This is a genomic window from Methylobacterium sp. A52T (assembly GCF_053346095.1).
Genome location: NZ_JBKFBI010000045.1, coordinates 1 through 13,409, shown reverse-complemented (window position 1 = coordinate 13,409; position 13,409 = coordinate 1). Strand labels below are relative to the sequence as shown.

Sequence of the window (13,409 nt, the reverse complement as noted above, 5' to 3'; positions counted from 1 at the left end):
CAAACTGAGATCGGATCGCGCTCTGGATCCCGGCACCGTTCAGCCGCCGGGAGAGGATGCCGTGGCCGAGGTTGAGGAGATGCCGGTCCGCGTGCGGACGCTGTTCCTGTCCGACCTGCATCTCGGCACGCGCGGCTGCCAGGCCGGCCTGCTGCTGTCGTTCCTGAAGGACTACGACGCCGACACGATCTACCTCGTCGGCGACATCGTGGACGGCTGGCAGCTCCGCTCGGGCTGGTACTGGCCGCAGGAGCACAACGACGTGGTGCAGAAGCTCCTGCGCAAGGTCCGCAAGGGCGCGCGGATCGTCTACCTGCCCGGCAACCACGACGAGTTCCTGCGCGACTACGTGGGCACGAGCTTCGGCGGCATCGAGCTCGCCGAGACCGCGATCCACGAGGCGGCCGACGGCAAGCGCTACCTCGTCATCCACGGCGACCAGTTCGACATGGTCGTGCGCCACTCGCCGTGGCTCGCCCATCTGGGCGACGGCGCCTACACGCTGGCGCTCTCCCTCAACACGCTGATCAACAAGGTGCGGCGGCGGCTCGGCCTGTCCTACTGGTCGCTGTCGGCCTGGGCGAAGCTGCGCGTGAAGAACGCCGTGAGTTTCATCGGCCGCTTCGAGACGATCCTGGCCGAGGAGGCCCGCCGCCAGGGCGCCGACGGGGTGATCTGCGGCCACATCCACCACGCCGCGGACCGGCCGATCGGCGACCTGCGCTACCTCAATACCGGCGACTGGGTGGAATCCTGCACCGGGCTCGTGGAGCACTACGACGGCCGCATCGAGGTGCTGCACTACCCGAGCCTCCTGCGCGCGCGGGAGGCCGAGGTCGTGCCGCAGCCCCTGCCGGGCCGGCGCGCGGTGGCGTGAGGGCGCCGCCGTGAAGCTCCTGATCGCCAGCGACGCGTGGCACCCCCAGGTGAACGGCGTCGTGCGCTCCCTCGAGCAGATGGTCCGGCGCGCGCCGGAGCACGGCTTCGCCACGACGCTGCTGTCCGTCGCGGATTTCCGCTCGCTGCCGCTGCCGGGCTACCCGGAGATCCGCCTCGCCTATGCCGGGCGCGAGCGGGTGGCGGCGCGCTGGCGGGCCGAGCGGCCGAGCCACGTGCACATCGCCACGGAGGGGCCGGTCGGCCTCGCGGCGCGCCGGCACTGCCTCGCGCACGACCTGCCCTTCACGACGAGCTACCACACGCGCTTCCCGGAATACCTCGCCGCCCGCGCCCCGGTGCCGGAGGCGTGGTCCTACGCGTATCTGCGCCGGTTCCACGGCGCCGCCCGGGGGACGATGGTCAGCACCGCCTCGCTCCAGGGCGAGCTCGCGGCGCGGGGCTTCGGCCGGCTGATGCGCTGGACCCGGGGCGTGGACACGGAGCGGTTCCGCCCGGCCGAGCCCGGGACGCCCGTGCCGGCGGAACTCGCCGGCCTGCCGGGGCCGCTGTTCCTCTACGTCGGGCGACTGGCGGTGGAGAAGAACGTCGCGGCCTTCCTCGCCCTCGACCTGCCCGGCACCAAGGTGGTGGTCGGTGACGGCCCGGACCGCGCGCGGCTGCAGGCGCTCGCGCCGGCGGCGCACTTCCTCGGCACCCGCACCGGCGCGGACCTCTCGGCGGTCTACGCGGCCTGCGACGTCTTCGTCTTCCCGAGCCTCACCGACACGTTCGGCATCGTGCTCCTGGAGGCCCTGGCCAGCGGCCTCCCGGTGGCGGCCTTCCCGGTGCCGGGTCCGAACGACGTCGTCGGCGGCACGCGGGTCGGCGTGCTCGACCCGGATCTGCGGGTCGCCGCGCTGGCGGCCCTGCGCCTGTCGCGCGCCGAGTGCCGGGCCGAGGCCCTGCGCTGCGGCTGGGACGTGAGCGCGCGGCAGTTCTTCGGCAACATCGTCGAGGCGCATGGCGGCGCCCGGAGCACCCGCGACGCCGCCTGACGCGTGACGGCGTCCGCGCGGAATGGCAGGAGGGCGCGATGCCGCCCGCCAAGCCGCCCGCCAAGCCGCCCGCCGGATCGCCCACCGGACCGACCGGGTCCGCCAGAGCCCGGCCCCCGGTCGCCGGACCGTTCGACCCCGCCCGGGCCGCCGCGTATCCGGCGGCGATCGGCTGCGACGAGGTCGGGCGCGGCGCGCTCTGCGGACCTGTGGTGGTGGCCGCGGTCTGGTTCGATCCGGCGGCGATCCCGGCCGACCTGCTCGCGGCCCTCGACGACAGCAAGCGCGTCCCCGAGCCCGTGCGCGACCGGCTGGCCCCCCTGATCCGCGCCCACGCGCGGGTCGCGGTGGCGGCGGGGTCGCGCGCCCTGATCGACCGGATCAACATCCGCGGCGCGACCCTCGACGCCATGGCGCGGGCGGTGGCGCGGCTCGGCCTCGCCGCGCCCGTGCTGGTCGACGGGCGCGACGCCCTGCCGGGCTTGCCCGGCTGCGCCGTCGTCGGCGGCGACCACTTGGTGCCCCAGATCGCCGCCGCATCGATCGTCGCCAAGGTGCTCCGGGACCAGCTGATGCGGCGGCTCGCCCGGCGCCATCCCGGCTACGGCTGGGAGCGCAACGTCGGCTACGGGACGGCCGTCCACCGCGCCGGCCTGACGCAGCTCGGGCGCAGCCCGCACCACCGGCTCAGCTTCACCCGCGGCTTCGACTGAGCCGGGCGACGGGTCACGCGGCCCGAACGCCCGTGAGGAAGCGCTCGACCTCCGCGGCGAGCTCCTCCGACTGTCGCGTGAGCGCGGTGGCGGCCGTCAGCACGTGGTCGGCCGCGCGGCCGGTCCGGTCGGCCGCCTGCGCCACGCCGGCGATGTTGCCGGTGACCTCCTGCGTGCCGGCATTGGCCTGGGCGACGTTGCGGACGATCTCCTGCGTCGCCGCCCCCTGCTGCTCCACCGCGGCCGCGATGGCGGCGGCCACGGCGTCGATCTCGCCGATCCGGCCGGTGATCGCGCCGATCGCCCGCACCGCCTGACCGGTCACGGTCCGGATCTCGCCGATCTGCCGGCCGACCTCGTCGGTGGCCCGACCGGTCTGGGCGGCCAGTTCCTTGACCTCGGTGGCGACGACCGCGAAGCCCTTGCCGGCGGCCCCGGCGCGGGCCGCCTCGATCGTGGCGTTGAGCGCCAGCAGGTTCGTCTGCGCGGCGATGCGGGCGATCAGCTCGACGACGGCGTCGACCCGGGCGACGGACGCGTTGAGCGCCGCCACCAGGGCGGCCGTCTGGTCGGCCTCGCCGACCGCGGTCCGGGCCAGCTCGGACGAGCCCTGGACCTGCCGACCGATCTCCTGGACGGAAGTGCCGAGTTCCTCCACCGCGGCGGCCACCGTGCTGACGCCGGCGGACGCCTCCTCGGCGGCCGCGGCCACGGTATCGGACTGGCTGGCCGTCTCCTGGGCGGTGGTGGTCATCTCCCAGGCCGTAGTCTGCAGTTCGGCCGCGGCGGCGGAGACCTGCCCGACGATGCCGGCCACCGCCGCCTCGAAGCTCCGCGCCATCGCGTGCGTCATGGTCCGGCGCTGCGCCTCCGCGGCGCGCGCCGCCTCGGCCGCCTCCGCCTCCAGGGCGCGGGTGCGGACGAGGTTGTCCCGGAAGACCTGCACGGCCGCCGCCATCGCGCCGATCTCGTCCCGCCGCCCGCTGGCCGGGATCTCCACGGCGACGTCGCCGGAGGTGAGCGCCCGCATCGCCCGGATCATGGCCCGGAGCGGTCCGAGCACGCGGCGGACGACGACGACGGCCCCGGCACCGGCGAGCAGCACCGATGCGGCCAGGAACAGGCCGGTGTGCAGCAGCGTCGCCCCCGCCTCAGCGAAGAGTTCCTGCGCGCGGGCGACCATCGCGTTGAGGGCGGCCTCGGCGAGGTCCGCGATGGTGTTGACCTCCCGCGTGTTGCGGTCGCGCAGGTCCTGGATCGCGACGCCCGGCGGCTGGCCCCGGCTCAGGGCCACCCGCAGGGCCTGCCGCCGCGCCGCGACCGCGCCCTCGAAGTTGCTGGCGCCCGCCCTCACGAAGGCGTCCTGGACCGCCCGTGGCAGCGTGTCGTCCATGTGATCGACGAGATTGGCCCAGTTCGCCGCGACGCGGCCGCGCTCCTCGGCCTCGGCGAGGCGCTCCTCCTCGGACCAGCCCGTGCCCCGCGTCACGGCCGTCTCGGCCCGCGCCACGTTGCCGCCGATCGCGACACGCGTGATCCAGGCGGCGCGCTTGATGTCCAGAGCGCGCGCCAGTGCCGCGTCCCGGCGCGGGATCGTGACGTCGACGGCCCCGCTGGTCGCCGTGAGCGCGTCGAGCAGATCCCGGAAGGCGGTCGCCGCGACCGCCTCGGTCGCGGCCTCGCGCTCCGCGACCGGGACCGCGAGGGCCGCGTCGATCCGCGACGACAGGCCGGTGACCGCCTCGTGCGCCCGTCGGAGCGGATCGACCGTCCGCGCCACCGCGGCGGTGTCGATCGCGCGCACCAGACTCAGGAGCGCGTCCAGACGGTCGATCCGGGTCGCGCGCTGCCGGGCGATCAGGGCCGCGTCGGCGGGCAGGATCCTGTCCGCGGCGATCAGCGCCTGCAGAGTCCGTGCCCGCTCGAGGCGCACGGCGAGCAGGATCTCGAGGAGGATCCGGCTGCCTTCCGTGAGCGCGACGACGCGGCGGCTCTCCCGCTCCTGGGCCCCGGCCTCCAGCGCCGTCCGGGCGCCCGCGGCCAGCAGCATGGCGCTGAGTGAGAACAGGATCGCGCACAGGATCGTGCCGATGGACGGACGCGGAAGACGCAGCATGAGGGTCGGGATCTCTCTTCGCGGTGCGTCGAGGCGCGCGGCCCGCCGCCGGGCTGCCCGGTTCGAGCAGGGCGGCCGTTCGGCCTCGGTCGACGGAAAGGCTGAGCGACATGACAGGCACCCCGACGCGGCGCCGGCCCGGTTCGCTCGGAGCGCGCGGCGAGGTCGCGGTGAATCCGCGGGCTCACTAGCGATCCCGGTCCGGTCATCGGACGGGAAGCGCGCCCGGTCGGCATCGGAGGTCGGAACCCCGGTACACCACCGTCTCAGGGAAGGCCGGCAGTCGCGACCGGCAGCACCGAGCAGGGCCGCGGAGCGCGGCTCGCCCGCGACCGGGTCACGGCGCACAGCGTCCATTGGCGGGATCTGCGGACACGGACGCCGGACAAAATCGCGCTCTTACGCACAGAACGATCCTCAATAAAGAATTGAAATTCGATAACTCAGTCAAACTTGTTCAAGATCTCGCAATAAACCTCGCGATCTCAGGCATTTGAACCACAATGACACAGATGTCAATCTTACGTTATGCGATTTTAACGACGCCAAAGAATTTCAAAAAACGACATTAGGAGCATTTTTTAACTGATACTTCTCCTCTGGAACTATATTCTTACGCCTTTTTCGGCCGAAATTACTGGAATTTTCGCCGAACCGTACTGTGGGACAGCTCCGCCGCCTCGCCCGCGGGTGCCGCCGCCCCAGTCGCGTGTCAGAACAGCGCCAGCTGCGCGCCGGGCTTCCGGAAGGCGTCGCGGTTCAGCGCGACGCGCCCGAAGGCGAAGCCGAGACGCGTGCCGGCGAGCCGGACCCGCTGGCCGATCATCGCCGCGTAGGCGCCCTCCCCGCGGAAGCGGTGGCCGAAGCGCGGGTCGTTCTCGCGCCCGCCCCGGGCTTCCCGCAGGAGTGCGAAGGCCCGCGCCCTGCGTTCGGGATAGTGCTCGGTGAACCAGTCCGCCACGAGGTCGGCGACTTCGCCCGGGAGGCGCAGCAGCGCGTGGCCGATCCGGCTCGCCCCGTGCGCGCGCGCTTCGGCCAGGATCGATTCGATCTCGTGATCCGTCAGGCCGGGGATGATCGGCGAGACGTTGACCATGACGGGCACGCCCGCCGCGCTCAGGCCCCGCATCGCCGCGAGCCGCTTGCCCGGCCGCGGCGCCCGCGGGTCGAGGCGGCGGGCGAGGTCCGGATCCAGCGTCGGCAGCGAGATCGCCGCCAGCACGAGGTTGTCCGCCGCCATCTCGGCCAGGAGGTCGAGGTCACGCAGCACGAGGTCCGACTTGGTGGTGATACTGACGGGGTGGCGGGCCTCCCGCAGCACCGCCAGAACCGCGCGGGTGAGCCGGTGCTCCCGCTCGACCGGCTGGTAGGGATCCGTGGCGGTGCCGAGGGCGATCGTGTCGGGCCGGTAGCCCGGCGCGGCGATTTCGCGGGCGAGGAGCCGGGCGGCGTCCGGCTTGGTGAAGATCCGCGACTCGAAGTCGAGCCCCGGCGACAGGCCGAGCCAGGCATGGGTCGGGCGCGCGTAGCAGTAGATGCAGCCGTGCTCGCAGCCTCGGTACGGGTTGATCGACCGGTCGAACGGGATGTCGGGCGAGCTGTTGCGCGCGATGATCCGCGCCGATCGCTCCGGCGTGACCTGCGTGCGCAGGGGCGCCGGCGCGTCCGCCCTCCAGGCCTCGTCGTGGAACGCCTCGCGCCGGGCGCGCTCGTACCGGCCCGCCGGGTTGGCCGTGGCGCCGCGCCCCCGCCGGGCGGCGGGATCCGCGGCGCTCGGGCCGAGTCGCGTCGCGGCCCCGGAGGCGGTCCCGTCGCGCGTGTCCCCCATGACGACTCGTCTCCGTTCGGGTCCACGTCAGAACATAGAGCGAACACCGCGGTGGCGAGCGCCTTTTTTTCAGGCAAATGCGGTTCTTCGGCCCGTCCGAGCGACGGCGCGTCGGCGCGCGGGCCGCGGGGCAGTTTACGGCGCCGCAGAATCGTCTATGCGCGCGCTCATGCTCTCCGCCGTGACCTATCTGGCCGAACCGGCCGATCCGGACGCGATCGATCGCCTAGCCGACACGCTCAGCGTGCTCGTCTCCGGCGTGGCCGGCGGCCTCGTCGGCGACGCGGTGATCGTCGCGGGCCGCGAGAGCGAGGCCGTGGCGGCCGTCGCGGAGGCCACGGGCGCGACCCTCGTGCTGCACCGGGGCGGCAATCCCTACGCCGCGGGCGCCGCGGCGGCCCGGCGCGACTGGATCCTGTGCCTGGAGGCCGGCGACGTCCCGGCCGAGGGCTGGATCCGCACCCTCGACCGCTTCGTCGGGACCGCGCGGCCGGAGACGGCGCTCGGCCGCCTGCACCGCCCGGCCGGGCGCTGGCTCGGCCGGCTCGTCAGGCGCGCGGAGACCGTCGTCGGCGCCCGGCAGGCCCGGGCCGGCGACGTCGTCCGGCGCGAGGCCCTGCGTGCCGAGGGCGCGTTCACGGGTCGCCTCAAGGTCAGGCCGCTGATCGCCCGGATCGAGCGCGCCTGACCGGAAAGATCTTGCTCGGGAGAGTCTTGCCCAGAAGAATCTTGCGCCCGCTCACGTTGTTGTCGATCGATCCGCCTCTACAACTCCGGAAGCGCGGCAGAATCGTCGCCGTCTCCGGACATGTCGACGCGCGCTGAGCCACCCCGATCTGGAAGGATGGTGCAATGGATTCGTCGGGCCTGATGGGGCGCAAGTCGGTCGAGGACATCGTCGAGAGCGGCGAGGGCGAGCAGCAACTCTCGAAGTCGCTGGGCGCCCTCTCGATCACCGCGATGGGCATCGGGGCGATCATCGGGGCCGGCATCTTCGTCCTCACCGGCACGGCCGCGGCCCAGTATGCCGGGCCGGGGATCATGCTGTCGTTCGTGCTCGGCGGCATCGCCTGCGCCTTCGTCGGCCTCTGCTACTCCGAGATGGCCGCCCTGATCCCGGTCGCCGGATCGAGCTACACCTACACCTACGCGACGCTCGGCGAGTTCTTCGCGTGGCTGATCGGCTGGGACCTGATCCTCGAATACGCCATGGGCGCCGCCACCGTGGCGGTCGGCTGGTCGGGCTACGTGACCAGCATCCTGAAGAGCGTCGGCATCGTGATCCCGGCGCAGTTCGCCAACGCGCCGGGCACGCCGATCGAGGGCGGGGGCACCGCGCTGCTGAACCTGCCGGCGGTCCTGATCGTGGCGCTGATCACGATCCTGCTGATGCGGGGCACGAAGGAATCGGCGCTGTTCAACAACATCATGGTCGCGGTGAAGCTCACCGTCGTGGTCGCCTTCATCGCCCTGGGCTGGGGCCACGTGAACGCCGCGAACTGGAGCCCGCTCATCCCGGACAACGACGGGACCTTCGGCCATTTCGGCTACAGCGGCGTCCTGCGCGGCGCGGGCGTGGTGTTCTTCGCCTTCATCGGCTTCGACGCGGTCTCGACCGCCGCCCAGGAGGCGCGCAGACCCCAGAAGGACATGCCCATCGGCATCCTGGGCTCGCTCGCGGTCTGCACGATCCTGTACGTGCTCGTCGCCGCCGTGCTGACTGGGCTCGTGCCCTACAAGGACCTGAACGTCCCGGACCCGATCGCCAAGGGCGTCGACGTGATCGGCATCGGCTGGTTCGCGTTCCTGATCAAGCTCGGGGCGCTGACCGGGCTGACGACGGTGATCCTCGTCCTGCTCTACGGCCAGAGCCGGATCTTCTTCACCATGGCGCAGGACGGCCTGCTGCCGAAGATGTTCTCCCACGTCCACCCGACCTACCAGACGCCGTATCGCAGCCAGGCGATGATCGGTGCCGCGGTCGCCGTGGTGGCGGCCCTGGTGCCGATCCACATCCTCGGCGAGATGGTGAGCATCGGCACGCTCGCCGCCTTCATCCTCGTCTGCGGCTCGGTGCTCTACCTGCGGCGGGCCGAGCGCACCATGAAGCGGCCGTTCCGGGCGCCCGCCGTGCCGTTCGTGCCGATCCTCGGCATCCTGTCCTGCCTGCTCCTGATGATCGGCCTGCCCCTCGACACGTGGCTCCGGCTGGTGATCTGGATGGCGCTCGGCCTCGTCGTGTACTTCTTCTACGGCCGCAAGCACTCGGTCCTGCGCCGCAAGGAGGGGAACCTCGCGTAGCGCGCGGCCTCACACCGTGAGGCTCGCGCCGCGCCGCAGGTGCTCGTCGAGGCGCGGCATGATCTCCACGAAGTTGCAGGGCCGGTGCCGGTAGTCGAGCTGCTGGGCCAGGATCCCGTCCCAGGCGTCGCGGCAGGCGCCGGGCGAGCCCGGCAGCACGAACACGTAGGTCGCCCGCGCGACCCCCGCGGTGGCGCGGGACTGCAGGGTCGAGGTGCCGATCTTGTCGTACGAGATCCGGTGGAACACGGCCGAGAAGCCGTCCATGCGCTTCTCGAACAGCGGCTCCAGCGCCTCGGGGGTGACGTCGCGGCCGGTGAAGCCGGTCCCGCCGGTGGTGATCACCACGTCGACGCCGGGGTCGCGCAGCCACGCCTCCACCCGCTCGCGGATCGCCGGGACCTCGTCCGGGACGATCGACCGGGCCGCCAGGATGTGCCCCGCCTCGGTGAGGCGCTGGGTCAGGGTGTCACCCGAGCGGTCGTCCTCCGGACGGCGGGTGTCGGAGACGGTCAGGACCGCGATGTTGAGGGGGATGAAGCGGCGGGCGTCGGTCTGATCGGCCATCGTGCGGGCTCTCCGGGGCGGGAGACCGATATGGGCCCGGTGGGACCGCTTGTCGCCCCCGGGCCGCCGCGCCCGCGACCCTCTCGCGACCCTCTTGCGACCCTCTTGCGGCCCTCTTGCGGCCCGCCGCAAACTCGGCTGTGCTCGCGCGCCTGTCGGAGACCGCTGACCATGCACATGTACGGCAACTGGCGCTCGGCCGCGGCCTTCCGGGTGCGGATCGCCCTGAAGCTGAAGGGCATCGCCTACGAGGAGACCTTCATCGACCTCGACGCCGGCGACCAGTACGAGCCGGCGTTCCGGAAGATCAACCCGCAGGGCGCGGTGCCGGCGCTGTTCGACGGCGACGGGCCGCCGCTCACCCAGTCGCTGGCGATCCTCGACTACCTGGAGGAGACCCGGGGCGGCGTCCGCCTCCTGCCCGAGGAGCCCCGGGCGCGGGCCCGGGCCCGCTCGCTGGCGCAGGTGGTCGCGTGCGACACCCACCCGCTCTACGTGCCCCGGGTGCGCACCTTCCTGATGGAGCATTACGGCCTGCCCCGGGAGCGCATGCTGGATTTCCTGCGCAACGCCTTCGAGACCGGCCTCCGGACCCTGGAGACGCGCCTCGCCACCGAACCGGGGACGGGCCGGTTCTGCCAGGGCGATTCGGTGAGCCACGCCGACCTCTGCCTCGTCAGCCTCTGGGTCGGGACGGGCATCTTCGGCATCGACACGGCGGCCTACCCGACGGTCGCGCGAATCGCCGAGGCCTGCCTCGCCCTGCCGGCGGTCGCGGAGGCACACCCGCTGCGCCAGCCGGGCGCCCCGCCGGCGTGACCGGGCTCCGCGCGCCGCCCGCCCGGTGCGCGACGTCGCACTCGTGACCGGGGGTCGCGGCCGTCGATGTGGTATTCGGCAACCCAGGCCGTGTAAGGAGGCCGGCGACTGATCCCGGTCCGGGGGGAGAAAGAGTGTCGATGGCATCCGTCGAGAACGAGTCGGGCCTTCATCGCGTCGTGGTGGTCGGCGGCGGCGCCGCCGGACTGCAGCTGGTCACGAAGCTCGGCGACAAGCTCGGGCGCGGCAAGCGCGCGCACGTCACCCTCGTGGACCGCGCCCGGACGCATATCTGGAAGCCGCTGCTCCACGAGGTGGCGGCCGGCAGCCTCGACGTCGGCCACCACGCGGTGGACTACCTGCACCACGCCCACACGCACGGCTTCCGCTACCGGATCGGGCGGATGACCGGGCTCGACCGGGAGGCGCGCACGATCCAGCTCGCCGCGAGCTACGACGCGGAAGGGCGCGAGGTCACGCCCGAGCGCGCCGTCCCCTACGACACGCTGGTGATGGCGGTGGGCTCCACCACCAACGATTTCGGCACGCCGGGCGTCGCCGAGCACGCCATCGCCCTCGACACCCAGGACCAGGCGGTGCGCTTCCACCAGCGCCTCGTGAACGCCTCGCTGCGGGCGCACACGCAGGCCGGCCCGGTCCGGCCCGGCCAGCTCCACGTCACGGTGATCGGCGCGGGCGCGACCGGGACGGAACTCGCCGCCGAGCTCCACCGGACCCTGCGCCACGTCGTCTCGACCGGGCTCGACAAGATCGACCCGGGCAAGGACATCCGCATCACCCTGGTCGAGGCCGCCGACCGGATCCTGCCGGCGGTGCCGCAGCGCCTCTCGGCCGAGGTGATGCAGCTCCTCAGCAAGATCGGCGTCGACGTGCGCGTGAAGGCGCGGGTCACCGAGGTCCGCGCCGACGGCGTGCAACTCGCCGACGGCACCTTCATCCCGTCCGAGCTGGTCGTCTGGGCGGCGGGCGTGAAGGCGCCGCCCTTCCTGCAGGGCATCGGCGGCCTGGAGACGACGCGGACCAACCAGCTGGTGGTGACGCCGACGCTGCAGACCACCCGCGACCCCGACATCTTCGCCATCGGCGACTGCGCCTACCTCGTCGAGGCCGGCTCCGACACGCCGGTGCCGCCGCGCGCGCAGGCGGCCCACCAGCAGGCGAGCCACCTGATCGCCCAGATCCCGGCCAAGATCGACGGCAAGCCGCTGAAGCCGTTCCGGTACAAGGATTTCGGCTCGCTGGTCTCGCTGGGCGAGTACTCGACCGTGGGCAGCCTGATGGGGTTCGTGCGCGGCAAGAACATGCTCATCGCCGGGCTGTTCGCCCGGATGATGTACCGCTCGCTCTACAAGATGCACGAGCGGGCGCTGCACGGCACGGCCAAGACCGCCCTCGACACCCTGGCCCGCGCGCTCACCCGGCGCACCGAGCCGCGGGTGAAGCTGCACTGACCGTCGCCGTACGACCCGAGGACGGGCGCCCGGATCGACCGGGCGCGACACAGGAAGGAAACGCCATGATCCTGGTAAGCGTGATGTACCCGGCCGGCCCGAGCTTCGACATGGGCTACTACCTCGGCCACCACATGCCGCTGGTGCGCGAGCGCTGGTCGTCCCTCGGCCTCCACGACGCGAAGGTCGTCAAGGGCGCCGGCACGCCGGACGGCGGCACCGCCCCGTTCCAGGTGATGGCCCTCCTGACCTTCGAGTCGGTCGACGCCTTCAAGAAGGCCGTCGCCGCCCACGGCGAGGAGATCTTCGCCGACATCCCGAACTTCACCGCGGCGCAGGCCCAGGTGCAGATCAACGACTTCGCGGAAAACCCGTGATCGACATCGTCAAGGCGGTGCAGGAGGCCGATCCGAGCCTCGGCACCTACGTGGTCGTGCTGCGGACCGACGCCCGGGCCCTGGACGGCCCGGAGCGGTTCACGCCGGAGGCGCAGGCCTGGATCGCCGAGAAGGCGCCGAGCGGCCGGCTCGCCCGGGTGCGCGTCCTGCTCGCGCCCTATCCGGGGGCGGAGCCGGCCGCGCGCGAGGTCACCGTGGCGGCCTTCGCCGACGCGCGGGAGCTCGCCGCCTTCGCGACGACCTGGACCGGCGACCCGCTGCCGGAGGAGCCGGGGGATTCTCTTCCCGACTGACGGCTCCGGGGCCGCCGTCTCCGCGAGCGGAGTGAGCGATCCAGGGCAGCGCGGCGCTCACCGGCGTCGCGCCAGCCCCGGGTCACATCGCTCCGCCCGCGATGACGGAGAGGGTCCTCGATACCGCGCGCGGACTCACGCCGCGCGCAGCTGCCGGATGGCGCGGAGCGCGGTCGCCCGCTGGATCTCCAGGCGCCGGATCAGCGGCATCAGGTCGGCGCCCGCGTGGGCGGCGGCCTCGACCTCGCGGCACAGGCTCGACAGGCCGACGAAGCCCAGCAGCCCGGCCGCCGCCACCAGGGCGTGCGCGTCGTGGGCGATCTGCAGGCGGTCGGTCTCGCTCGGTCGGAACCGCTCGGACAGCTCGTTCGCCAGGAGATCGAGCAGCGCCCCGACGCGATCGGTGCCGAAGCTCGCCTCCATCTCGGTCAGGACCGCCGCATCGAGCACGGCCGAATCGACCTGTGGCAGGCGGCGCGGCACCTCGGCCCGCGCCGGCCGCCGCGCGCCCGGCGCCGTCCAGCGGCTGATCGTGGCGAAGAGGTCGGCCCGCCGGAACGGCTTGCCCACGTGGTCGTCCATCCCGGCCTCGCGCAGCTCCTCGATCTGCGACGGCAGGACGTTGGCGGTCATGGCGACGATCGGGATGTCGCAGGCGGGCGGCGCGAGGGCGCGGATGCGGCGCGTGGCCGTGAGCCCGTCGACCCGGGGCATCTGGACGTCCATCAGCACGAGATCGTAGGCCCGGCCAGCCGCGACGGACGAGCCGACCGCCGTGATCGCCTCGGCGCCGTCCCCGGCCACGTCCACCGCGTAGCCCTGGGATTCGAGCACCGCGCAGGCGAGCTCCTGGTTGAGCGGCACGTCCTCGACGAGGAGCAGCCGCAGCGGCGCGCCCGGGACCTCGCCGGCCGCCGGAGCCGCGGCCGGGGGCGGCCGCGACGGCCCACCCGCGTCGGCCGCGGCGC

The 13,409-nt window shown here is 73.0% G+C and carries 13 protein-coding genes; 9 read left to right on the top strand and 4 right to left on the bottom strand.

The window, feature by feature from the left end:
• Positions 1 to 79: 79 nt before the first annotated feature.
• The 3 genes from ACLBYE_RS13325 to ACLBYE_RS13315 are packed head-to-tail and all read left to right on the top strand — an operon-like array spanning position 80 to position 2,647.
• Positions 80 to 877: a UDP-2,3-diacylglucosamine diphosphatase gene (locus tag ACLBYE_RS13325; RefSeq protein WP_376738913.1), complete on the top strand. Its 798-nt coding sequence runs from the start codon at positions 80 to 82 to the stop codon at positions 875 to 877.
• 10 nt (positions 878 to 887) lie between these two features.
• On the top strand, positions 888 to 1,934 hold the full coding sequence (locus tag ACLBYE_RS13320) for a glycosyltransferase family 4 protein (RefSeq protein WP_447694550.1): 1,047 nt from the start codon (positions 888 to 890) through the stop codon (positions 1,932 to 1,934).
• Positions 1,935 to 1,972: 38 nt separating this feature from the next.
• The gene (locus tag ACLBYE_RS13315; RefSeq protein ID WP_447694549.1) at positions 1,973 to 2,647 is read left to right on the top strand and encodes a ribonuclease HII; all 675 of its coding nucleotides are present in this window, start codon (positions 1,973 to 1,975) and stop codon (positions 2,645 to 2,647) included.
• Between the two features lie 13 nt (positions 2,648 to 2,660).
• Here ACLBYE_RS13315 and ACLBYE_RS13310 read toward each other — a convergent pair whose 3' ends face one another.
• Positions 2,661 to 4,763, bottom strand: coding sequence for a methyl-accepting chemotaxis protein (locus ACLBYE_RS13310; RefSeq protein WP_447694548.1), 2,103 nt, complete (start codon positions 4,761 to 4,763; stop codon positions 2,661 to 2,663).
• Between the two features lie 712 nt (positions 4,764 to 5,475).
• Entirely contained in the window at positions 5,476 to 6,591 is a 1,116-nt protein-coding gene (locus ACLBYE_RS13305) for a PA0069 family radical SAM protein (RefSeq protein WP_447694547.1), read from the bottom strand.
• A 157-nt stretch (positions 6,592 to 6,748) separates the two neighbouring features.
• Between ACLBYE_RS13305 and ACLBYE_RS13300 the strand changes: the two genes are divergently transcribed.
• Both ACLBYE_RS13300 and ACLBYE_RS13295 read left to right on the top strand, forming a co-directional pair.
• Positions 6,749 to 7,279: a hypothetical protein gene (locus ACLBYE_RS13300; protein ID WP_020092663.1), complete on the top strand. Its 531-nt coding sequence runs from the start codon at positions 6,749 to 6,751 to the stop codon at positions 7,277 to 7,279.
• A gap of 164 nt (positions 7,280 to 7,443) precedes the next feature.
• Complete coding sequence (locus tag ACLBYE_RS13295) at positions 7,444 to 8,892, top strand: amino acid permease (RefSeq protein ID WP_447694546.1); 1,449 nt, start codon at positions 7,444 to 7,446, stop codon at positions 8,890 to 8,892.
• Positions 8,893 to 8,901: 9 nt separating this feature from the next.
• Here ACLBYE_RS13295 and moaB read toward each other — a convergent pair whose 3' ends face one another.
• The gene (gene moaB / locus ACLBYE_RS13290; protein WP_447694545.1) at positions 8,902 to 9,459 is read right to left on the bottom strand and encodes a molybdenum cofactor biosynthesis protein B; all 558 of its coding nucleotides are present in this window, start codon (positions 9,457 to 9,459) and stop codon (positions 8,902 to 8,904) included.
• 171 nt (positions 9,460 to 9,630) lie between these two features.
• Between moaB and maiA the strand changes: the two genes are divergently transcribed.
• The 4 genes from maiA to ACLBYE_RS13270 all read left to right on the top strand — a co-directional run bounded on the left by maiA (position 9,631) and on the right by ACLBYE_RS13270 (position 12,441).
• Positions 9,631 to 10,278: a maleylacetoacetate isomerase gene (maiA, locus tag ACLBYE_RS13285; protein ID WP_447694544.1), complete on the top strand. Its 648-nt coding sequence runs from the start codon at positions 9,631 to 9,633 to the stop codon at positions 10,276 to 10,278.
• 140 nt (positions 10,279 to 10,418) lie between these two features.
• Positions 10,419 to 11,750: an NAD(P)/FAD-dependent oxidoreductase gene (locus ACLBYE_RS13280; protein WP_447694543.1), complete on the top strand. Its 1,332-nt coding sequence runs from the start codon at positions 10,419 to 10,421 to the stop codon at positions 11,748 to 11,750.
• A 65-nt stretch (positions 11,751 to 11,815) separates the two neighbouring features.
• On the top strand, positions 11,816 to 12,127 hold the full coding sequence (locus ACLBYE_RS13275; RefSeq protein WP_056525862.1) for an EthD family reductase: 312 nt from the start codon (positions 11,816 to 11,818) through the stop codon (positions 12,125 to 12,127).
• Entirely contained in the window at positions 12,124 to 12,441 is a 318-nt protein-coding gene (locus tag ACLBYE_RS13270; protein WP_020092669.1) for a hypothetical protein, read from the top strand. Before ACLBYE_RS13275 ends, ACLBYE_RS13270 begins: the two co-directional genes overlap by 4 nt.
• 135 nt (positions 12,442 to 12,576) lie before the next feature.
• Here the strand turns inward: ACLBYE_RS13270 and ACLBYE_RS13265 are convergent.
• Positions 12,577 to 13,409 (bottom strand): response regulator (locus ACLBYE_RS13265; protein ID WP_447694542.1); only part of this gene is annotated, 833 nt, incomplete at its 5' end.